The 21,508-nt window shown below is 63.6% G+C and carries 20 protein-coding genes; 7 read left to right on the top strand and 13 right to left on the bottom strand.

The window, feature by feature from the left end; all coding sequences use genetic code 11:
* Positions 1-40 precede the first annotated feature (40 nt).
* Positions 41-1,453, bottom strand: a complete 1,413-nt coding sequence (locus tag ABCW42_RS04830) for an MFS transporter (RefSeq protein ID WP_423183787.1) — start codon at positions 1,451-1,453, stop codon at positions 41-43.
* 157 nt (positions 1,454-1,610) lie between these two features.
* Positions 1,611-1,961 carry a bifunctional 3-phenylpropionate/cinnamic acid dioxygenase ferredoxin subunit gene (locus ABCW42_RS04825; protein ID WP_423184801.1) on the bottom strand — a complete coding sequence of 117 codons (351 nt, stop codon included), beginning with the start codon at positions 1,959-1,961 and terminating at the stop codon, positions 1,611-1,613.
* 250 nt (positions 1,962-2,211) lie between these two features.
* On the opposite strand from ABCW42_RS04825, the gene ABCW42_RS04820 reads away from it, so the two are divergent.
* Together ABCW42_RS04820 and ABCW42_RS04815 are read left to right on the top strand one after the other, a co-directional pair.
* Positions 2,212-3,411: an NAD(P)/FAD-dependent oxidoreductase gene (locus ABCW42_RS04820; RefSeq protein ID WP_423183786.1), complete on the top strand. Its 1,200-nt coding sequence runs from the start codon at positions 2,212-2,214 to the stop codon at positions 3,409-3,411.
* Between the two features lie 73 nt (positions 3,412-3,484).
* Positions 3,485-4,633: an aromatic ring-hydroxylating oxygenase subunit alpha gene (locus tag ABCW42_RS04815; RefSeq protein WP_423183785.1), complete on the top strand. Its 1,149-nt coding sequence runs from the start codon at positions 3,485-3,487 to the stop codon at positions 4,631-4,633.
* A 107-nt stretch (positions 4,634-4,740) separates the two neighbouring features.
* Here the strand turns inward: ABCW42_RS04815 and ABCW42_RS04810 are convergent, their stop codons facing one another.
* Positions 4,741-5,874 carry an LOG family protein gene (locus ABCW42_RS04810; protein WP_423183784.1) on the bottom strand — a complete coding sequence of 378 codons (1,134 nt, stop codon included), beginning with the start codon at positions 5,872-5,874 and terminating at the stop codon, positions 4,741-4,743.
* 125 nt (positions 5,875-5,999) lie between these two features.
* Between ABCW42_RS04810 and ABCW42_RS04805 the strand changes: the two genes are divergently transcribed.
* From ABCW42_RS04805 to iolB, 4 genes are all read left to right on the top strand, one after another.
* Positions 6,000-6,398 carry a cupredoxin domain-containing protein gene (locus tag ABCW42_RS04805; RefSeq protein ID WP_423183783.1) on the top strand — a complete coding sequence of 133 codons (399 nt, stop codon included), beginning with the start codon at positions 6,000-6,002 and terminating at the stop codon, positions 6,396-6,398.
* Positions 6,395-6,862: a hypothetical protein gene (locus ABCW42_RS04800; protein ID WP_423183782.1), complete on the top strand. Its 468-nt coding sequence runs from the start codon at positions 6,395-6,397 to the stop codon at positions 6,860-6,862. The genes ABCW42_RS04805 and ABCW42_RS04800 overlap by 4 nt, the downstream gene beginning before the upstream one ends.
* Before the next feature lie 197 nt (positions 6,863-7,059).
* Positions 7,060-7,800, top strand: a complete 741-nt coding sequence (locus tag ABCW42_RS04795; protein WP_423183781.1) for a GntR family transcriptional regulator — start codon at positions 7,060-7,062, stop codon at positions 7,798-7,800.
* 17 nt (positions 7,801-7,817) lie between these two features.
* Positions 7,818-8,711, top strand: coding sequence for a 5-deoxy-glucuronate isomerase (iolB, locus tag ABCW42_RS04790; protein ID WP_423183780.1), 894 nt, complete (start codon positions 7,818-7,820; stop codon positions 8,709-8,711).
* 102 nt (positions 8,712-8,813) lie between these two features.
* On the opposite strand, the gene ABCW42_RS04785 is transcribed toward iolB, so the two are convergent.
* From ABCW42_RS04785 to ABCW42_RS04765, 5 genes are all read right to left on the bottom strand, one after another.
* On the bottom strand, positions 8,814-9,845 hold the full coding sequence (locus ABCW42_RS04785) for a Gfo/Idh/MocA family oxidoreductase (protein WP_423183779.1): 1,032 nt from the start codon (positions 9,843-9,845) through the stop codon (positions 8,814-8,816).
* A 45-nt stretch (positions 9,846-9,890) separates the two neighbouring features.
* Positions 9,891-10,880, bottom strand: coding sequence for a Gfo/Idh/MocA family protein (locus ABCW42_RS04780; RefSeq protein WP_423183778.1), 990 nt, complete (start codon positions 10,878-10,880; stop codon positions 9,891-9,893).
* A gap of 173 nt (positions 10,881-11,053) precedes the next feature.
* On the bottom strand, positions 11,054-11,980 hold the full coding sequence (locus ABCW42_RS04775; RefSeq protein WP_423183777.1) for an ATP-binding cassette domain-containing protein: 927 nt from the start codon (positions 11,978-11,980) through the stop codon (positions 11,054-11,056).
* A 17-nt stretch (positions 11,981-11,997) separates the two neighbouring features.
* Positions 11,998-13,056 carry an ABC transporter permease gene (locus ABCW42_RS04770; RefSeq protein WP_423183776.1) on the bottom strand — a complete coding sequence of 353 codons (1,059 nt, stop codon included), beginning with the start codon at positions 13,054-13,056 and terminating at the stop codon, positions 11,998-12,000.
* A gap of 64 nt (positions 13,057-13,120) precedes the next feature.
* On the bottom strand, positions 13,121-14,116 hold the full coding sequence (locus ABCW42_RS04765) for a substrate-binding domain-containing protein (RefSeq protein WP_423183775.1): 996 nt from the start codon (positions 14,114-14,116) through the stop codon (positions 13,121-13,123).
* A 303-nt stretch (positions 14,117-14,419) separates the two neighbouring features.
* On the opposite strand from ABCW42_RS04765, the gene ABCW42_RS04760 reads away from it, so the two are divergent.
* Positions 14,420-14,983 (top strand): hypothetical protein, encoded by a 564-nt coding sequence (locus ABCW42_RS04760; RefSeq protein WP_423183774.1) that lies wholly within the window; start codon positions 14,420-14,422, stop codon positions 14,981-14,983.
* A gap of 90 nt (positions 14,984-15,073) precedes the next feature.
* Here the strand turns inward: ABCW42_RS04760 and ABCW42_RS04755 are convergent, their stop codons facing one another.
* The 5 genes from ABCW42_RS04755 to iolD all read right to left on the bottom strand — a co-directional run bounded on the left by ABCW42_RS04755 (position 15,074) and on the right by iolD (position 21,502).
* On the bottom strand, positions 15,074-15,943 hold the full coding sequence (locus ABCW42_RS04755; protein WP_423183773.1) for a sugar phosphate isomerase/epimerase family protein: 870 nt from the start codon (positions 15,941-15,943) through the stop codon (positions 15,074-15,076).
* A gap of 104 nt (positions 15,944-16,047) precedes the next feature.
* On the bottom strand, positions 16,048-17,061 hold the full coding sequence (locus ABCW42_RS04750; RefSeq protein WP_423183772.1) for a Gfo/Idh/MocA family protein: 1,014 nt from the start codon (positions 17,059-17,061) through the stop codon (positions 16,048-16,050).
* A gap of 36 nt (positions 17,062-17,097) precedes the next feature.
* Positions 17,098-18,009, bottom strand: coding sequence for a sugar phosphate isomerase/epimerase family protein (locus ABCW42_RS04745; protein ID WP_423183771.1), 912 nt, complete (start codon positions 18,007-18,009; stop codon positions 17,098-17,100).
* Between the two features lie 28 nt (positions 18,010-18,037).
* Positions 18,038-19,534: a CoA-acylating methylmalonate-semialdehyde dehydrogenase gene (locus tag ABCW42_RS04740; RefSeq protein WP_423183770.1), complete on the bottom strand. Its 1,497-nt coding sequence runs from the start codon at positions 19,532-19,534 to the stop codon at positions 18,038-18,040.
* A 39-nt stretch (positions 19,535-19,573) separates the two neighbouring features.
* Positions 19,574-21,502, bottom strand: a complete 1,929-nt coding sequence (gene iolD, locus ABCW42_RS04735; RefSeq protein ID WP_423184800.1) for a 3D-(3,5/4)-trihydroxycyclohexane-1,2-dione acylhydrolase (decyclizing) — start codon at positions 21,500-21,502, stop codon at positions 19,574-19,576.
* Between the last annotated feature and the right edge of the window lie 6 nt (positions 21,503-21,508).

The raw sequence follows: 21,508 nt of genomic DNA, 5'->3' as shown, positions 1-21,508 counted from the left end.
CCTGAGGGCATTAGCTCTGACTCGAAGTCACTTTCCGGTGTCAGTGGGAGAAGTTTGATGAGATCTCGGCGAGGGTGCGCCCCTTCGTCTCAGGCGCGAGCCATTGCGAGAGGACCGCGCCGAGTAATGCGACGGCGGCGGCCACGACCATGCTCGGGCCCATGCCGATGTTGCTGATCGCCCATGGCAGGGCGAAGGTGCCGAGTGCGGCTCCGATGCGGCTGAAGGCGGCGGCGAAGCCCGTGCCGATGCCGCGCAGGTGGCCGGGGAACACCTCGGCCGGATAGACCTGGGTCATCGTGGTGTAGCCGGCATTGAAGAAGGAGAAGGCGAGGAACAGGGCGAGCACGAGGATCGCTGGCGCGTTCGCCCAGACTCCGATGATCAGCAGGATGCCTGCGCAGAGCCACTGCCCGGGCACGGTGAGGATTCGGCGGCCGATCTTGTCAATTAGAAGTACGGTGGTGACAACGCCCGCGGTCGCAAGTGCGGACAGGCCGACTCCACCGGCCCAGCCGCCGCCGAAGCCGAATTTGTTGAGCACGTCGTCGGCGAACGTCGCGATGGCGAAGTATGGAGTGACCGCGCAGAACCAAAAACCTGAGGTGAAGAGGGTGGTGCGCCAGTACTGCCTCGTGAACAGCATTCCGAAAGAGGCGCCCTTGATTTTGGTGCTGCTCTGCGCGGCTTGGGCCTCCTGGATCATTCTGAGATCGATCTCTTCGGTGATGCTGTTGTGCATCTGGGGCGATTCGACGTATCTGCGTGCGATTGCTAGGGCTTCCTCACGCCGTCCCTTCGTAATGAGCCAGCTCGGCGATTCGGGGAGGCCAAAGCGGGCGAGGAACAGGACGAATGCGAGTATCGTGCTCGTGCCGATTACGAGGCGCCATGGGGTACCGGCGTCGTGCAGGAGCGTGCCGATGATGAATGCCATCATGAAACCGACGTACCAGGCGATCAGAGTCAGCCCGAGCAACCGGCCCCGGAGCTTTGGAGGGGAGAACTCTGATAGCAACGGCCCACCGATTGAGTACTCGCCGCCGATAGCGACGCCCATGAAGAACCGGATGATGGCCAGTTGGATCACGGCCCCGTCTCCGGAGGTTACGAAAAACTGGGCCGCTGAGGCGACCAGGAACAGACCCATGTCCACGAGGAACATGGGCTTGCGCCCGAACTTGTCAGCAGCCCAGCCGGCCAGCGGGGAGCCGAGGAAGATGCCAACCAGCGGGCCCGCAGCAATCATGCCCAGAGACAGTGCGTCGAGCTTGAGATCTGACCGCATGAGTCCGGTGACGGGGCCGATGATTCCGAGGATGTAACCGTCGAGGAACATTCCGCCGATGAAGACGGCGACAAGCCGCACCATGAAACGGCGTTTGAACCTGGAGCTGGTCTCTTTTGATATGGAGGTGCCGACGGAGTCCGTCGTCCTAGTCGGATGGATCATTGAGAATTGTTCCCTTCTGGTTTCAGCGCAGACCGCTGACGGCACCCGGGCGCCGTTTCCCAGACCCACGGACAGCCGCCGCCATTGGCGACCGGTGGACAAGGCCGGCACTGCTGATTGTCAAATGGGGCCCTTTGTTGATTATTGCGCGGAACGCTCAAACATGGCCTTGCGGAGTGAGTCCCGGCGGAAGGTTGGGGACTTCGTTGGACTCGACGACCATGATGTCGCCATCGACAACCTTGACTTCATGGACGCGGACCGGCAGTTTGGCCGGCGGGGCGTCCACGGATCCGCTGCGCAGGTCGAACCTCGACGCGTGGAGCGGGCATTCCACCCAGCAGTCCTCAACGTAGCCGTCGGCAAGGGAGGCGTCCTGGTGGGTACAGGTGTCATCGATGGCGAACAGTTCGCCTTCTTCGGTGTGGAAGACGGCGATGGGCGGAGCTGTGTCAAGCCGTAGCGCCTCCCCGGGAGCAAGTTCACTGAGCGGGCAGGCCTTATGCATCATGCACCTCTTTTTAGTAAGGGAATGGTATTGGCGGAATGGATCGGAAGAACACCGGAGAACACTCTTGGAAGTATGTTTCGCATGGATCAACACGATTCGCGCTAAGCAACAGAGTGCTCTAGCTCACACCGCTTGTCAAGGGCTTTTCCATTGCTCGATCCCCCCTTGACACTGGCAGTGCGATAGGTCACGCTGTTGCATATCGCGACTCTTGTTGCGTATCAAGCGATTTGAAAAGAGTGGTTTTATGCAGACGCTCGCGATCGTGGGAGCCTCGCTCGCCGGACTATCGGCAGCCCGCGCGGCCCGCGCTCAAGGCTTCACCGGGCGGCTAATCATCATTGGCGATGAATGCCACCGCCCGTACGACCGGCCCCCGCTGTCAAAAGATTTCCTTCTTGGCACCATCACCTCCGACGATCTCTTCCTGGAGACCGACGACGACGGACTCAACGCCGAATGGCTCCTCGGCCAGGAAGCCACAGGACTGGACGCCGCCACCCGCACCATCCGCCTCAACGACGGACAAAGCATCAGCGCCGATGGCATTCTCATCGCCACCGGTGCGCGCGCCCGGCAACTTCCGGAGCTCGCAGGACTAGGCAACGCCTTCACGCTGCGCACTTTGGCCGACGCCCAAGCACTCGCCGGGCACATGGTTCCAGGCGCCCGCCTCGCGGTCATCGGAGCCGGCTTCGTCGGTGCGGAGGTCGCATCCTCGGCGGCATCGCGCGGAATGAAGGTCACCATGATCAACAATTCCACTGTCCCCTTTACGGCCCAATTGGGCGAGGAGATGGGCAAGGTCGTCGCGAACCTCCACGCTGCGAACGGCGTGGAGCTGCTTTCCGGCGCTGCCATCACGGAAGTCCACCGGAACGAAGGCAAGGTGACCGGGCTGGTAATGTCGGACGGCCGCGAACTGGATGCCGACGTCGTTGTGGTGGGCATCGGCGCCGAACCCAACGTCGAATGGCTCGAGGGCTCGGGGGTGCACCTCGACGGCGGGGTGGTTTGCGACGGGATGGGCCGCACGAACGTTCCCGGCATCGTCGCCGTAGGCGATTGCGCCGCATGGTTCGACGACGCCGTCGGACGTCCCCGCCGCATTGAACATTGGACCGGCGCTTTGGAACGCGCCGCCCTCGCTGTCCAGGCGCTACTGAACGAGGACGCGCCGCAGCAGCCGACGAAGCCGCCCTACTTCTGGTCCGACCAACACGGCGTCAAGATCCAGTTCGCCGGCCATTCGAGCGGCCACGACCGCCTCGAGATCGAAGCCGGCGATCCGCAGGAACACAGCTTTCTTGCCGTCTACTACCGGGGGGAAACGCCCGTCGCGGTACTGGGCATGAACCAACCAAGGCTCTTCACCAAGAGGCGGCGCAGTCTCCCCGCGCCCGCCCAAGCGCAAGAGCCCGCCGGACTTGCCGCCGTCGGGCACTAAGTCCGCTTTCCATTCCAAGACCCGCGGGCGTGAAGGCCACGTCCGTACCACCCTTTTGTTCTGAGGAGGAACATTGACCGCTGAAGTCACCGCCCCGAGCTTGATTCCCACGCTGCCGGGATCCACCTACGTAGACGAGGCCGTGTTCCGGGCCGAGCAGGAACGCATTTTCGAGCAGATGTGGTTCTGTGCGATCCGTTCGGCGGACCTGGACAAGGCCGGAGCATGGCGGACCGTGCAGGTCGGCCGGGAATCGGTGTTGATTTCCCGCACCCGCAAGGGAGCCATCCGCGCGTTCTACAACATCTGCCGCCACCGGGGCGTGAAGTTGTGCATGGAAGAACAAGGCGAAGCCGCCCGCTCGTTCCAGTGCCCGTACCACGCTTGGACCTATGACTTCGAGGGCAAGCTCATCGCAGCGCCCAACCTGACCAAAATGCCGGACATCGACCGCGACGAATACGGCCTGGCCAAGGTCCACATCCGCGAATACCTCGGTTATGTCTGGGTCTGCCTCGCCGAGGAACCGCCTTCCTTCGAAGAGGACGTCATGGGCGCCATTGAAGAACGCCTCGGCGACGTGCACGCGATCGACGGTTACGACGTCGCCAACCTCTCCCTGGGACGGCGCATCAAGTACGACGTGAAGGCCAACTGGAAGCTCATCATCGAGAACTTCATGGAGTGCTACCACTGCGCCACCATCCACCCCGAATTGACCGAGGTACTTCCCGAATTCGCCGACGGGCTCGCCGCCCAATACTTCGTGGGCCACGGTGCTGAATTCGGCGAAGACATCAAGGGCTTCACGGTGGACGGCTCCGAAGGCCTGGACGTCATTCCTGGCGTCGCCGAAGACCAGGACCGTCGCTACTACGCGATCACCATCAAACCCACCGTGTTCGTGAACCTCGTCCCGGACCACGTGATCATCCACCGCATGTTCCCCCTCGCCGCGGACCACACCATCGTGGAATGCGATTGGCTGTACCTGCCCAGCGTGGTGGAATCCGGCAAGGACGTGAGCGCCTCTGTGGAACTGTTCCACCGCGTCAACCAGCAAGACTTCGACGCCTGCGAGCGCTGCCAACCGGCCATGGGCTCACGCGTCTACGCGAACGGTGGCGTCCTGGTCCCCAGCGAGCACCACATCGGCGCTTTCCACGATTGGATCCAGGAAAAGATCGGCGACACCGTCCCCGCCCACAACGCCGCCCACTAACCCCGCCCCCGGGGGAGCATGCTCAGCGTTTAGCTTGGCCAGTGGACATAAACCCACTATGTCCACTGGTCCTTGCGACCACTGGACATGCTCCCCCGGGCCGCTAGCTAGCGCGCAACCACGGCCAGAGCTTCCTCCACCGTGTCCACGAGGAAGATCCGGTCTTCCATTGCCTTTCCCTGCGCCAGGCTTCGCAGCATTGGCCACGCGGGATACACACGCTCCCAATGGTCGCGTCCGACGAGCACCATCGGCGTCACGGTTTCCGGTGCGCCGTAGAAGTTCTCGCACGCGTCCTGGAAGATCTCCTGCACGGTTCCCGCCGAGCCGGGGAGGAACACGATTCCGCCGCTGCATAGTTCAAGAAGGATCGCTTCGCGCATGGAGTTGGCGAAGTATTTCGCGATGTGGGTGGCGAAGAGGTTGGGTGGCTCGTGGCCGTAGAACCACGTCGGGATTCCGAGCGACGTCGCCCCGTTCGGATACGTCCCGACGACGGAGGCCGCGGCCCGCGCCCAAGCCGTCACCGAGGGACGGAAACCAGGCACCGCCGCGAGGGACAGCAACGCGGCGGTGAAGTCGACGTCGGGCATCCGGCTCAAATAGGCGCCCAGGTTGGCCGCTTCCATGGCACCGGGGCCGCCGCCTGTAGCGACGGTGTATCCGGCGAGGGCCAGGAGCCGCCCGAGGTGGGCTGCGTCGTCGAACTCCCGGGTGCCGCGCTGCGCGGCATGGCCGCCCATGACTCCGACGATTTTATGGCCGGCGAAATCACCGTTGCCGAGCAGGTCGTCAAGCGCGTCGCCGATCGCATGGTCGTGCAACGCCGCAGCGAGTGTCGCGTCGAGGCTGGTTCGTTGCCCTGGCAGGATGCTCCAGTGGTAGACCTTGGCGTCCAGCGTGGACTCGTATTCCGTGGCGCCGATGTCCTCGTACAGTTCCGCTGCGCTGTACAGCCGTCCCCGGTAAGGGTTGAAGGGAACGCCCTGCAGCTTGGGGAAGATGAGGGCTCCACGGCTGCGCAAGGAGTCTTCCATTCCTTCGTCAAAGGTGCAGCCCAGGAAAATGGCGCCTTGCGGATCCATCCGATCCAGATCGGCGCTTCGTCCGCGGAGGTCCAATGATTGGGCATGCCAACCGTGCATCGTCATGGCACCCGCGGCCAGCAGCCGGTCGAAATGTGCGAGGCTCCCGACTTCGAGCGTTCGCGGACTGGGGGACAATGCTCCGGACGGACTCATTCCATCAGGGTAAGCCTGCCTTTTGCCTTCGCCAGTGAACCGCGACGCCCGCGGAAACGTCTCATGAAGAGTGGCGGGCAATCTCGGACCGCGGCCACGTGATCGATGCATCGGGAAGGGCTGACATGAAATCTCCCAAGGCCATGGCGGTCATTGCTTCGGCGGCCGCCATGATTGCACTTGCCGGCTGCGGCACCTCGGGCGGCCAGGGCACGCCACCGCCCGGCGCCCCGTCATCTAGCGAGTCGTCGTCGAGCGCGGCGTCCGCAACGCAACCGGACACGATCACCATCAAGGACTTCGGCTACCAAGGGCCCGTCTCGGTCAGTCCCGGCGCTAAGATCAGCGTGAAGGACCTCGACGCCCAGGCCCACACGGTGACGTCCGACGACGGCAAATCCTTCAACGCCGCCGTGGACGGCGGGGGCGGAACCGCGGAATTCACGGCTCCCAGCACTCCGGGCAGCTATCCGTACCATTGCACTTACCACTCGAATATGCACGGAACGCTGGTAGTCAAATGAGGACGCACGAGATGGCTGCCGGTGGTTTTCGGCCCCGTGGCCGTACCCGGAGCACCACGCTGAACGTCGTGTTGCGGATTTTGGTCGCGGCGGCCCTGGCGGTGGATGCAGCTGTGCATTGGCAGCTTGCGCCGGGGTATCAACTGGCTGCCCCAGGAGGTATCGGGCAAGGCAACCTGTTCCACCTCGAGGCCGTCGTGGCGGTGCTTGTGGCCCTGTATGTCCTGGTGCGCGGGAGCCGTCCGGCGTTCGCGGCGGCACTTCTTGTCGCCGGCAGTGCCTTTGTGGCCGTCGTTCTTTACAGGTACGTCGATATACCAGCCATTGGACCGATTCCGTCCATGTATGAGCCTGTTTGGTTTTTCGGGAAATCCGTCAGCGCGGTGGCGGAGGGCCTGGGCGCGCTGCTGGCCGCCGTCGCGCTCGTAACGCATCGCCGCCGCACCCGACGGTCCGAACGGTAAACCCATAAGGGCTGTTGTCCGGACATCCTGCCGGCACCGAGAGAGTGCCAAGACAGTGCCAAAACACCCTCCCTTGCGATCCCTTGACCCCGCGTGGCCTGCTGCTATGATCAGTTAAGCAGTATGTCCTATCAAGCAAACATAGACGGACATGCCTGCGACATCCGGGACAGTCCCGGCACGCGAGGGAGCATGCAATGGCGAATCAACTTGGCCTCAATATCGACCGTTCTTCCCCTGTGCCCTTGTACCACCAGGTGGTCCAGGGCATCGAGGCCGCCATCCATAGCGGCGTGCTGGAGCCGGGCAGCCGCTTGGACAACGAGATCGACCTCGCCGCCCAACTCAACCTGTCCCGCCCCACCATGCGCAAAGCCATGGACGAACTCGTCCGCTCGGGGCTCCTGGTGCGCAAGCGCGGCGTGGGCACCCAGGTGGTGTCCAGCCAGGTCCGCCGGCCCCTGGAGCTCTCCAGCCTCTACGACGACCTCACCAACAACGGGAAGAAACCCACCACCCAAGTCCTCAGCTTCGCGCACACCGAAGCCGACCCCGCCACCCTGACCGCCCTGCAGTTGCCGGCCGGTTCCAAGGTCTACCACTTCACGCGGCTCCGCAAAGTGGGCGGCAAGCCGCTGGCGCTCATGGAGAACTGGGTCCGGGACGATATCGCCACCATGGACGAAGCCATGCTCGCGTCCGAAGGCCTCTACGCCATCCTGCGCCGCGGCGGCGTGAACTTCCGCCTCGCGACGCAGCGGATCGGCGCGATGATCGCCAACGATTACCAAGCTCCGCTGCTCGAGGCGGAGGTAGGTTCGGCGTTGGTCACCATGGAGCGCACCGCCGTCGACGACACCGGACGCATGGTGGAAACCGGTCACCACGTCTACCGCGGCGACTCTTACAGCTTTGAAATGACACTCGTACAGCGCTAAGGCAAGGACACAACTTCATGGCCAACTGGGTCTATCCTCTTGGAACCGCCAATGATGGCGATTGGGACATCTCCCTTGGAACCTCCGATTCGGCGCTTGCCGTGGACGGCTGGGCCCACACGGGCCTGAAGGTCGCGACGCTCGCCGCGGGCACCGCCGTCGAACTCCCCGCCGCTAATGAAGAACGGATCGTCGTTCCGCTGAACGGCGCCTTCACGGTAGAGGTCGACGGCGTCAAGCACCAGCTTGCCGGCCGGCAGTCCGTCTTCCACGGGCCGAGCGACGTCCTGTACAGCGGCGTGGGCAAGTCGGTCACCATCAGCTCGCCCGACGGCGGCCGGGTCGCCGTCGCGACGGCACCCGCCAAGGCTTCGTACCCCACCCGGCTCGTGACCGCCGCGGAGACCCCGGTCGAGTTGCGCGGCGCGGGCAATTGCTCCCGCCAGGTCCACAACTTCGGCACCCCCGCGGCCCTTGAGGCGGACCGGTTCATTGTGTGCGAAGTGCTCACTCCCGCCGGTAACTGGTCTTCCTATCCCCCGCACAAGCACGACGAGGAGAAGGACGGCGAAACGCAACTCGAGGAAATCTACTACTTCGAGACGCGGGTTGCCGACGCCCCCGGCGCACCTTCCGACGCCGACGCCATCGGCTACCAGCGCGTGTACGCTTCCGACGAGCGCCCGATCGATGTCGCCGCCGAAGTCCGCACGGGCGACGTCGTCCTGGTCCCCTATGGCTGGCACGGCCCCGCGATGGCAGCGCCGGGTTACGACCTCTACTACCTCAACGTCATGGCCGGCCCCGGCCCCGTGCGTGAGTGGCTCATCAGCGACGACCCCCACCACGGCTGGGTGCGGCAGAGCTGGGACGCCCAGGCAATCGACCCCCGCCTGCCGTTCGGCGCTTAGGCGGCTCCCTACCCGAGCCGCCTCCCGCCGTCGGAGTTTGTGTACAGCTGACCCCCTTTAAGAGCGCTCTTAAAGGGGGTCAGCTGTACACAAACTCGGCCGTTAGGCCGTGGCGAAGGCTACCTTCACCACCAGTCCGCTCGCGAGGGACTCTTGCGCGGCGTCGGCTACGCGGGAGGCCGCGACGGCGTCTTCCGGAGTGCAGGGGTTCTCACGCAAGCCAAGGATCAGCTCAACGAACGCGGCCATCTCCGAACGGTAGGCCTGGTCGAAGCGTTCCGCGAAGGTCTTGTGCGATTCGCCATTGGGAAACTCGACCCCGGCTTCGGCGGATTCCATGGCGGTCTTGTTGTCCAGTCCCACGGTGAGGGAGTTCCTGGAGCCCTGGATTTCGAGGCGGACGTCGTGCCCGGCGCCGTTGTAGCGTGACGCCGAAACCGTGCCGACCGTTCCGTCGTCGAACGTGACCACGGCCAAGGCAGTGTCGACGTCGCCCACTTCACCGATCGCGGGGTCTCCATTGTTGGAACCCTTCGCGTAGACCTCCACAATTTCGCGGCCGGTCAGCCAGCGCAGGATGTCGAAATCATGAACAGAGCAGTCACGGAAAAGGCCGCCCGACGTCGCAAGGAACTCAACCGGCGGCGGAGTCATGTCGCACGTCACGGCGCGCAGCGAGTGGATCCAGCCAAGCTCGCCGGCATGGTAGGCGCGCTTCGCCTCGAGGTAGCCGGCGTCGAAGCGGCGCTGGTGGCCGATCTGCACTACGCCGTTCTTGGACTGGACATGTTCCAAAACGGGAAGCGAGTCGGCAACATTCATGGCGACGGGCTTCTCGCAAAAGACCGGAATGCCCGCATCCACGCCGGCACGGATCAGCTCCGGGTGGGTGGCCGTCCCCGTCGCGATGACCAATCCGTCGATGCCCGAAGCGATCAAGGCTTCCACCGATGGCAGGAATTCGGCGCCGAGACCGGCTGCAACCGAGCGCGCATGTTCCTCGGCCACGTCGGTCAGCCGCAAATTGACGCTAATACCACGGGCGTTCAATTCCGCGTTAGCGGCGGCGATGTTGTTGGCATGCATCACGCCGATTCGCCCCACGCCCACCAATCCGAGAATGACTTCCTTCATTGCTTTACCTCCTTGTGTTGAAAAGACTTTTGATCCATTAGCGGCCTAGAAGGCGATGCCCACCTGGCGGCGTATTTCGTCGGCAACGTCCAACGTCCGGATTGACGATGCCAAGGTCCGCTGCGGGATTTCCCTCTTCCCGTCGGCGATAGCGCGGGCGACCGCGGCCGCTTCGTAGTGGAGGCCATCCACTTGGCTGCCGGGTTCCTCCGAATAGCGCAAACGCGTGCCATCCGGCCACCGGATTTCGAACCCGCCGGGCATGTTGAACGGCCCGTCGATGGTCAGGGTGGCTTCGGAACCGACGATGGTCGCCGCCGTCGGGGTGAAATTGTGCACATTCGTGTTCACCACGGCTTGGCTGCCGCCGGGGAAAGCCATGATGGCCGACAGTTGGGCATTCACGCCGGATTCGTGCGGCTGGCCCAAGGCATGCACGTATTCGGGCGCGCCCAGGACCTCGGTGATGAGCGCCAAAGGATACGTGCCCAGGTCCAGCAACGGGCCACCCGCCAGCCCGGGATCGAAGATGCGGTGGCTGCGGTCGAAATACTCGCCGTATTCGGCGGTGACCGTCGTGACGGTACCCAGCGTCCCGGCGTCGAGCACTTGCCTGATCACATCGAACTTCGGCAGGAAGAAGCTCCACATGGCCTCCGCGGCGAATACCCCCGCCGCCTCGGCCCGTTCGGCGATGTCGCGCGCCTGGGCCGCGTTGAGCCCGATCGGCTTCTCGATCAGGACGTGCTTGCCGGCCTTGAGCGCGAGCATGGCGGCCTGGTGGTGGAAGTTATGGGGCGTGCAAACGTACACGATGTCGATGTCCGGATTGGCAGCCAGCTCTTCGTAACTCCCGTAAGCGGCCGGTACGCCGAAAGCGTCCGCGAACGCTTTGGACCGCGTCAGGGAACGGGACCCGACGGCGGCAATCACCTGGCGCGAATGTGCCTGCACCGATTCGGTGAAGCGTTCGGCGATCCATCCCGGCCCCATGATTCCCCATCGCAAGGCGGGAGCGTCATGGGAATCCGGCACTCGGGATGCTGGAAGGGAGGGAACGACCATCAATTGACAACTTTCTAGTTAGTGCTTGCTACAAACGAGCCCGTTACGCGTGCTCTGTGCACACGAGCGGGGGCCGCGCCGGACCTGGACAATGCAGGCCTGCGGCGGGCCCCCGTTTCCGTGCGGACTGGTTTCCGTGCGGACTATGCGTGCCGAGGTGCGCCCTCGGGTTTGGTGTCGGTGACTTCGGCGACTTCGGCTTGGACTTCTTTGAGGGCCTGGGTGTGGCCGCCGAGTTGTTCGAGTTCGTGGGCGAGTTCGGCCAGTTCGGCGCCGCCGGCCATCTGGGCCGTCAACTCGTCCAGGGTGATGTCTTTCTTGTCGTAGTACCCGATGGACTTGCCGCGTTTGAGCAGCAGGAACCGGTCCCCGACCGGGAACGCGTGGTGCGGGTTGTGGGTGATGAAGATGACTCCCAGGCCGCGGTCGCGGGCCTGCAGGATGTACCGGAGCACGACGCCGGACTGCTTGACTCCCAGCGCGGCGGTCGGTTCGTCCAGGATCAGCACCTTCGCGCCGAAGTACACGGCCCTCGCGATCGCCACGCACTGGCGCTCACCGCCGGAGAGCTGGCCGATGGGTTGTTCGACATCGCGCAGGTCGATGCCCATGTCCGCCAGTTCCTTCTTCGTGATCTCCTTCATCCGCTGCACGTCCATGGACTTGAACGGCCCGAACCCGGTGGTCAGTTCCGAGCCGAGGAAGAAGTTGCGCCAGATCGGCATCAACGGCACCACGGCCAAATCCTGATACACGGTCGCGATCCCGGCATCGAGGGCATCGCGGGGCGAGTTGAACTTCCGCACGTCGCCCATCACGTGCAGGGTGCCTTCGTCGTGCTGGTGCAGCCCGGCGATGATCTTGATCAGCGTGGACTTGCCCGCACCGTTGTCCCCCAGCACGCAGGTCACCCGGCCGTTGTCCACCGCCATGGTCACATCCCGCAGCGCGATGATGTTCCCGTAATGCTTGCCGACTTTCTCCAGGGAAAGCAGGTGCACCGGGGTATGCGTGAGCGGGTCGGTTTCATCCTTCAGCAGGGTCTGCTGGTCGATCTGTTTCGCGTTCATTTCTCTTGCGGGCCTTTCTACTTCAGTTCCGCGCGGCGTTTGACGATCAGGTTCACGATGGTGGCCAGCAGCAGCATCAGGCCCAGGAAGAACTTGAACCAGTCCGGGTTCCACTGCGCATACACGATGCCCTTGTTCGCCATCCCGAAAATGAACGCACCGATCGCACCGCCCACGGCCGAACCGTACCCGCCGGTCAGCAGGCACCCGCCGATCACCGCGGCAATGATGTACAAGAACTCATTGCCCACGCCCTCACCGGACTGCACCGCGTCGAACGCGAACAGGTTGTGCATGCCCAGGATCCAGCCGCAGAACCCCACCGCCATGAACAAACCGATCTTCGTCCTGGTCACAGGCACACCCACCGCACGGGCAGCGTTCGCGTCCCCGCCCACGGCGAAAATCCAGTTCCCCACCTTCGTGCGCAGCAACACCCACGACGCGATCAGGACCAGCACGATCCAGAAAAACACGGTGATCTTCACCTCGACCCCGCCAATGCTCACCGAGGAAGCAAACACCGCGTGGGCCGAATCAAACCCGTCCAGCTTCGAGATCGAGGGCGAAGACACGCTGCCGCCGATCAGGCGGGTCAAGGCCAGGTTCAACCCCGTGAGCATCAGGAACGTCGCCAGCGTCACGATGAAGGACGGCAGCTTCGTCTTGACCAGGATCCACCCGTTGATGAACCCGATCCCCAGCGAAACCACCAGCGCCAACGCGACGCCGACCCACGCGTTCATCGAGAAATACCAGCTGAACAGGGACGCCGTCAGGGCCGAGGAAATCACCGCCACACCCGTGGAGAGGTCGAATTCCCCGCCGATCATCAACAGCGACACCCCCACCGCCATGATCCCGATCGTCGAAGACCCGTACAGGACCGTCGCCAAAGCGTTCGGCTGCGTGAACGTCTGGGACACCGAAGCGAAGAAAATGAACAGGACAACCGCCCCGACGAGCGCCCCGACCTCGGGCCTCGCCAGGAACTTCTGGACCGGACTACGCCTGCCGATCCGCTCATCGCCGGCAGCGGAAGCCGGCGCCGGCGGCAGGGTTGCTGTGTTTGCCATAGCAAGAACTCCTTGTTGCTCAGGCTGCGCGGCGGTCGTCCGCCGCGCAGCCGGATTCCTGGATCTAGCGGACGCCCTGCTGGGCGAACTTGAGGACGTCGGAGGCGTTGGACTTGTCAACGATGGTCGGACCGGTCAGGACCGGCTGGCCGCCACCGAGCTTGAAGCCGCCGCGCTTTGCCTGCCAGAGGGCATCAACGGACATGTAGCCCTGCAGCCACGGCTGCTGATCCACGGTGAATAGCACGGAACCGTCAACGATCTTCTGGGCGAGGTCCGCGTTCAGGTCGAAGCTGGCAACCTTGGCGGAGCTGCTGGCGTCAGCGACCGACTTCAGGAGGGTCAAGGTGATCGGCGCACCGAGGCCGATGATGACGTCGGCGTCCTTGGATGCCTGCAGCTTGGCCGTCGCGGTGGACTGGACCGAAGTCATGTCCTGGCCGTTCACGTAAAGGACCTCGGTCCCGGGGACCTTCGCCTTGACGCCTGCACACCGTGCCTCAAGGCCGACGTGGCCCTGCTGCTGGATGACGCAAATCGGGTGCTTGAAACCCTGCGCCGCGAGCTTGGTTCCAACGGCCTCACCGGCAAGCTTCTCATTCGAGCCGAAGTGCGTGAAAGCCCCGAGCTGCGCCGAGACGTCCTCGCCCGCGTTCAGGCTCACCACCGGGATGCCGGCATCCTCGGCCTTCTTCAGGACATCCTTGAGTGCGTCCGGAGTGGCAAGGGTGACGGCGATTCCGTCAACTTTCTGGTCAATTGCCTGCTGCACGAGCTGGGCCTGGCGGCCTGCTTCCGGGTCGCTCGTGTAGAGCAGGTCGACGTTGTCCTTCGAGGACGCCTCCTCGGCCCCCTTGCGGACGATGTCCCAGAAGGTGTCACCGGCCGCGGCGTGGGTGATCAGGGCGACCTTCATGCGCGGAGTACTTGCGGCTTGGCCTGCACCACCAGCACTGGCGTTGTCAGGCGCCTTCCCTCCTTGGGCGGAACAAGCGCTGAGAGCAATCATCGGAACGACAGCCGCCACGAGGGCCGCGTTCCGCCAGGAAAACTTCTTCACGTTTTATCTCCTTCGATAAGGGTCCTGCCCTGCCACTCTGCAGGTGCTTGAGGCCCTCTACACAGATCATGGTGATAAGGATCACGGAAGTCAATACTTTGTCCTGACATTAGTATGTTTTTACGTTTGTTTCGTGGAAGATGTCACGCAAAACCAAGCGGAACACTCAATGTCGTGGTGGCTGTCCACTCAATTTGGCGCCGATCAGCACTCAAATTCAGGTGAACCTCCACCTATGAGCGATGTCTCGCCTTAGGCTCTAGAAGCCCAGAAAGGTGCCACAGAACTTGCAGAAAGGTAGACATGAACTCGGCAAACCTCCAGGCGTCAGAGCAGCCAACAACCCAACCGGTGAAGAAAATCGGCGCCGTCTGGATCGTCCTCCTGCTGCTTTGGTACGCCACTGCTGCGTTGGTCGCCGCACAACCGGGCATCGATCGGATTGCTGCGGAGGCTGGAGAAAGCAGCCTGTTCTCCGAGGAGTCAACGCTCAGGATTCTTCTCGCCTGTGGCGTGAATATCTTCAGTATCCTGGCATCATTTCTGCAGGCTGTAGTACTGCGGCTCGTTTATAAAGGCCTCATCAAAGGCAGCAAACCAACATTGAGGGACAGTTGGTTCTGGGTTCTTCTAGGCCAAATACCCTTCATGCTCACTGTCTACGCCATGGGACTGTTACACGAACCGGCAGCATTGGACGCCCTGGGGCAAGCTTGGGTCCGAGTCCTTCTTGGAACATCGGCAGCAGGCATATATGTTGCGGCGGCAAAAAAGACATTCGATGCGTCCAACGCTCGCCTTTTGTTCCTCTTCGTCGTCGTTGCCCTCATCAACTCCCTGCTGCTGGTGACCACAGCGGTGAGGTAAGAGCCGCCAGCACCCCGAGTTTGTGTACAGAAAACACCCCTTAAGAGCGTTCTTAAGGGGTGCCACCTGTACACAAACTCGGGAGGAAGGTCAGGCGTTGGCGATGAACTTCCCCATCGTCTCCAGCTGGTAGCGGGAGACCTCTTCTGCGTTCTCGTCCTCGGCGAAGACGCTCGAAACCATGACGGTGTTCTCCTTGTCAAGGAAGCCGATTTCCTTCAGGCCACCGAAGAACTCATCCCAGTTGACGTCGCCGTCGCCGATCTTGAGGTGCTGGTGGACCCGCACGGCGTTGCCCGGCGGGTTGGTGATGTAACGCAGCCCGTGGGAGGCGTGGTGATTCATGGTGTCGGACACGTGGACCAGGCGCAGCTTGTCCCCCGCCGCGCGCATGATTTCCAACGGCTTGTTGCCCATGTGGAAGGTATGCGAAGCAACGTACACCATGCCGATGTTCGGCGAGTTCACTCCGCGGATCACGCGCAAGGCAGCAAGGCCGTCCTCCACGAAGTCGTCCGGGTGCGGATCGATAAGCACGTCCAGGCCTTCGCGCTCAATGATCGGAACGAGCTCTTCCATGGAACGGTAGAACGCCCGTTCGGACTCCTCGGCTTTCTCCGGCCGGCCGCTGAATTCGGTGTTCATCGTCTGCACGCCAAGGTCCACCGTGATCTGGATGGCACGCTTCCAGTAACGCACTGCGGCTTCGCGTGCGTCCTCGTCCGGACCGGACCAGCGCAGCACGGGCAGCACCGAAGCGATTTCGACGCCGGCGTCCTTGCAGGCCGCCTTCAGCTTGCCCACCAGCTCGTCATCGGCCTTCGGGTGGTTGAAGAACGGGATGAGGTCCGCGTGCGGGGTCATCTGCAGGTACTTGTAGCCAAGATCAGCCGCGAGCCGTGGAAATTCGAGCAGGCTGTGGCTGTGGTGGAACGGGGTGGGATCAAGGGCAATCTTCATGGTCACTCCTTTGTGGGGTCAACGGTCTTACGAAGGATGCGGGTGCAAAAACGGGTGGCCGGCCGCAACAACCGGCCGGCCACCCGGTTCACACCAAGCGGGTCCTACTGGTACAGATCGGGCTTCTCGTTGAGGTGCACGACGACCTTCTCGCCGGACTTCTGGGCCTTGACGCCGGCCTCGCAGCAAGCAGCGGTGGCGTAGCCGTCCCAAGCGGTCGGGCCGCCGATCTCGCCACGACGGGCTGCGTCCACCCATGCCTGGACCTCGACGTCGTACGCCGCACCGAAGCGCTCCTCGAAGCCGGGCGTGACCTGGCCGCCCCAGCGCCCGGCGCTGCGAACGTAAGGACCGCCGTCGCCGCCGATGCTCACGATGCCGTCCTCGAAGGACGCCTGCGTGGCCACTTCGTAGCCGAACTTCGCGTTGACGTAGATTTCGACGTCGGCCAGGACACCGGATTCGGTTTCGATCAGGACGTGCTGGGGATCGTGCTGGCCCTTGGGGGCGTTGCGCGTCGCCTTGCCCAGGCGCACCTGGACGGACGTGATCTCTTCACCGGTGAAGAAGCGGATGGCGTCGAATTCGTGGACGACGGAGTCGTTGATGAGCATCTCGTTGGTGAAACCTTCGGGAGTGCTCGGGTTGCGGTGCTGGTGGTGCAACATCAGCAGTTCGCCGAGTTCGGCGTTGCGGATCACGGAGCCCAAGGCGGCGTATTCTGCGTCGAAGCGGCGCATGAAACCGACCTGGATGCGCTTGTGGCCGAGGGCGGTTTCAGCCTGGACAACCTTCCAGGAGCTTTCCGCGTCCGGGGTGAGAGGCTTTTCGCACAGGATCGGGAAGTCCTTCTCGAGTGCCTTGTAGAGGATGTCCTCGTGCAGGAATCCCGGGGTGGCGATCAGGACGGCGTTGACGTCGCCGTTGTTGAGGGCTTCGTCAGCGCTCGCGAGAGCCACAGCGCCGTCGATTCCCTCGATGGCGGCCTGCGCGCGGGCAATGTCGACGTCGACGACGGCGGCCACTTCGGCGCCGTGGATGCGGGTACTGAGCCGCTTGATGTGGTCTGCGCCCATGCGGCCTGCGCCGATGACGGCCACGCGGAGGATGTCAGTCAATTTTCTGTCCTTTGGTCTAGTTGTTACTGCTGGCTACTACTGCACGGTAGTGCGGGAGCCGCACGAAAGCAGGTAGTTGCGGGTGCGCTTGGCGATGGGCATGGGTACGTCGAAGGCCACCGGGTACATGTCCTGCTCGACGATTCCAAAGATGGGGCGGTTGAGGCCTTCCACTGCTTCAATGACGGCGCGCAGGTCCGGGAGGCCGTTCGGCGGCTCGGTCATGACGCCGGCCAGGTTGGCCGCTGCCCAGGTCATGTTTTCCTCGTTGACCTTCTTGAGGACATCCGGGTTGATCTGCTTGAGGTGGAGGTACCCGATGCGGTCCGGGTAGTTCTTGATGAGTTCAAGGCTGGAAGCGCCGCAGTACTCGGCGTGTCCGGTGTCCAGGCAGAGGTTCAGGTATTGCGGATCAGTCTCGGCCAGCAGGTGCTCGATATCCTGCTGGGCTCCGACGTGCGAGTCTGCATGGGAGTGGAACTGCTGCTTCAGGCCGAAGTCTTCCAGGAGGACTTTGCCCATGCGGTTGTGGCCGGCGAACAGATCGCTCCACTGTTCCTGCGATAGTTCGCCGCTTTCCACGGCTTCGCCCGTGACGTCGTCCCGCCACATCGCGGGGATGACAACGATGTGCTCGCCGCCCATGGCTGCCGTCAATTCGGCTACCTTGCGTGCAGGCTCCCAAGCCTCTTCGTATTGGCCGGCACCCCGGTGGAACGCGGTGAAGACCGTTCCGGCTGTGACCTTCAAGTCGCGCTGCTTGAGTTCCTCCGCGAGGCGGGCGGGATCGTTCGGCAGGTAGCCATACGGACCCAGTTCGATCCATTTGTAGCCGGACTCGGCAACTTCATCCAGGAAGCGCTCCCACGGAGTCTGCTTCGGATCGTCCGCGAACCAGACGCCCCAGGAGTCCGGGGCGGTTCCGATGGTGAGTTTGTTTTCAGTCATTGCGTGTCCTTACGTGACCCAGCTGGTGCTAGTTGGAGGGGAAGTTGTAGGAGGCGCCGGAGGCGTGGTGGGTTTCGGGCCAGCGGGAGGTGATGACTTTGCCGCGGGTGTAGAAGGACACGCCTTCGGGGCCGTAGATGTGCTTGTCGCCGAAGAGGGAGTTCTTCCACCCGCCGAACGAGTGGTAGGCCACCGGCACGGGCAGCGGCACGTTGATGCCGACCATGCCCACGGTCACGGAGCGCTGGAACTTCCGGGCAGCAGCACCGGAAGAGGTGAAGATCGCCGTGCCGTTGCCGTAGGGGTTGGCGTTGATCAGCGTGATGCCCGCGTCCAGGTCCTCGACGCGGACGACGACGAGCACGGGTCCGAAGATTTCCTCGGTGTACGCGCTCATCGCGGTGGTGACGTGGTCGATCACGGTCGGTCCGACCCAGAACCCGTCCTCATGGCCCGGGACCACGAGGTTGCGGCCATCCACCACCATCGCCGCACCCGCGGCTTCGGCCTCGGTGACGATCCGCATGATGCGTTCCTTGGACGCCGGCGTGATCACCGGCCCCATTTCAGCCCCGGGCGCGGTGCCGTTGTCTACCTTCACGGCCAGGGCGCGCTCCTCGACCTTCTTGACCAGCAGGTCCACGGCGTCCCCGACGGCGACCGCAACCGAGATCGCCATGCACCGCTCCCCGGCCGAACCGAACGCGGCAGCAGCCAGGTGGTCCGCGGCGTTGTCCAAATCCGCGTCGGGCAGGATGATCGCATGGTTCTTCGCCCCGCCCAGCGCCTGGACCCTTTTGCCGTGCCGGGTGGCGGTCTCGTGGACATACTTAGCGATCGGGGTCGACCCGACAAAGCTGATGCCGTCCACGTCCGGGTGCGTCAACAAACCGTCCACGGTTTCCTTGTCACCGTGCAGGACCTGGAACACCCCGTCAGGCAGCCCGGCCTGCTTCCACAACCTCGCCAGCAACATCGACGCCGACGGGTCGCGCTCGGAAGGCTTGAGGATGAACGCGTTCCCGGTCGCGATCGCCATCGGCGCCATCCACAACGGCACCATCACCGGGAAATTGAACGGCGTGATCCCGGCGACCACACCCAGCGGCTCACGGAAGGAAAACACGTCGATCCCGGTGGAGACCTGGTCCGAGTATTCGCCCTTGAGCAACTGCGGAATACCGCACGCGAACTCCACGACCTCCAGGCCGCGGCCGATCTCGCCCTTCGCATCCGAAAGGACCTTGCCATGCTCGGCCGTCACCAACCCGGCAAGCTCGTCCACGTGCGCTGCGACCAGTTCACGGAACCTGAACAACACCGCCGTCCGCTTGGCCAAGGAAAAATCGCCCCACTTCACCGCCGCGGCCTTCGCCGCAGCAACCGTGGCGTCAAGATCCTCCCGGTTGGCCAACCGCAGCTCCGCGGTCACGGCACCGGTAGCCGGGTTGTACACCGGTTGGCTACGATCGCCGGCACCGGCCGTTTCAACACCGTTGATGAAATGCGTGATGATGTTCGTCATGGGACTTCCTGGGTTCGTTTCCTGGTTGGGGGGTGGTTCTTAGCCGAGGAGTTTGCGTTGGCGGGACTTGTGGTCGATGTAGGTCTGGAAGGCCTGTTTGGTGGATTCGAGCTCGGAGACCTGGGAGACGGGCACGTCCCACCAGGACTCGGAGGACGGGGCGTCCAGCAGCGGGTCGGACTCGACGTGGATCACGATGGGGCCGGTGTCTTCGGGGGCGGCTTTCGCGTCACGGATGGCTTGTTCGAGTTCGGCGATGACTTTCTCGCCCGGTTCGATCCGGATGACCTTCGCACCCAACGACTCGGCGTTCGTGGCCAAATCGATCGGCAACCGGTCGCCGGCGTCGAAGGAATGCTGCTCGGTGTCCAGGACCCGGTACTGGGTCCCGAAACGCTGCGAACCCAGCGACTCGGAGAGCGAACCGATGGAGGCGTAGCCGTGGTTCTGGATGAGCACCACGATCAGCTTGATGCGTTCAGCGACGGCGGTGACCAGTTCGGTGTGCATCATCAGGTACGAGCCGTCCCCAACCATCACCACGACATCCCGGTCCGTGCCGCCGCGGGCGGCTTCGGCCAGGGCCGCGCGCTTCACGCCCAGACCGCCCGGGATCTCGTAGCCCATGCAGGAGTACGCGTATTCCACGTGGTAGCCGAACGGGTCACGGACCCGCCACATCTTGTGCAAGTCACCGGGCAGCGACCCCGCAGCGCAGATCACCACATCCTGGGCGTCCATGGCCCGGTTGGTGGCGCCGATGATTTCGTTCTGCGCCGGCAACGGGCTGAACCGGGTGTCGAACGCGGTGTCCACGGTGGCGTCCCAGCGCTGCTTCTCGGCGGCGACGGCCTGTGCCAGGTCGGCCCCGACCCGGTAACCGCCCAACGCGGCATTGAGCTTGACCAGCGCTTTACGGGCGTCCGCGACGATCGGCAGCACGGTGCCGTGCTTGTACGCATCGATCGGCGCGACGTTGATGTTCACGAACTTCACGTCCGGGTTCTGGAACGCGGTCCTGGACGCGGTGGTGAAGTCCTCGTACCGGGTACCGATCCCGATCACCAGGTCAGCTTCCGCGGCGATCGCGTTCGCCGCCGTCGTGCCCGTGGACCCGATCGCGCCCAGGGAATGCTGGTGGTCCCAGGGCAGGACACCGACGCCGGCCTGCGTGTTGCCCACCGGGATCCCGGTCAGCTCGGCGAACCTGGCCAGTTCGTCGTTGGCGTAGGCGTACAGGACGCCGCCGCCGGCGATGATCAACGGCCGCTTCGCGGCCCGGATGGCCTCCACGGCCCTGGCGATGTCTGCCTCTTCGGGTTCGGGGCGGCGGATCCGCCACTCCCGCTCCGCCAAAAACTCTTCGGGAACGTCCAGGGCCTCGGCCTGCACGTCCTGGGGCAGGGAGATCGTCACCGCACCGGTCTCGGCCGGGTCCGTGAGCACCCGCAGGCCGTGATGGAACGCGGAAAACAACTGTTCCGGACGCGACACCCGGTCAAAGAACTTCGAGAGCGGACGGAACGCATCGTTGACCGTCACGTCGTACGCGTAGGGCTGCTCCAGCTGCTGCAACACCGGATCCGCCGCCCGCGTCGCGAAGGTATCGCTCGGCAGCAACAACACCGGCAACCGGTTCGTCGTCGCCAACGCCGCACCCGTCAACAGGTTCGAGGACCCCGGACCGATCGAGGTACTGATCGCGAAGGTCTGCCGGCGCCGCGTGTGCCGGGCATAGCCCACGGCCTGGTGGACCTGGGCCTGCTCGTTGCGGCCCTGGTAATACGGCATCACCGACGGATCCTGGGACTGGTACTGCTTGAGGGCCTGGCCCACACCAGCCACGTTCCCGTGCCCGAAAATACCGAACATGCCCGGAATCAGGCGCTCCCGGAACTCCACACCGTTGACCGAATCAACCGTGTACTGCTTGGACAAGAACTCCACTACCGCCTGGGCAACGGTCATCCTGCG

This window comes from Arthrobacter sp. NyZ413, assembly GCF_049390645.1.
Lineage (GTDB): Bacteria > Actinomycetota > Actinomycetes > Actinomycetales > Micrococcaceae > Arthrobacter.
Note: the sequence above shows the minus strand (reverse complement) of the source record. Positions and strands in the feature narration are given on the sequence as shown.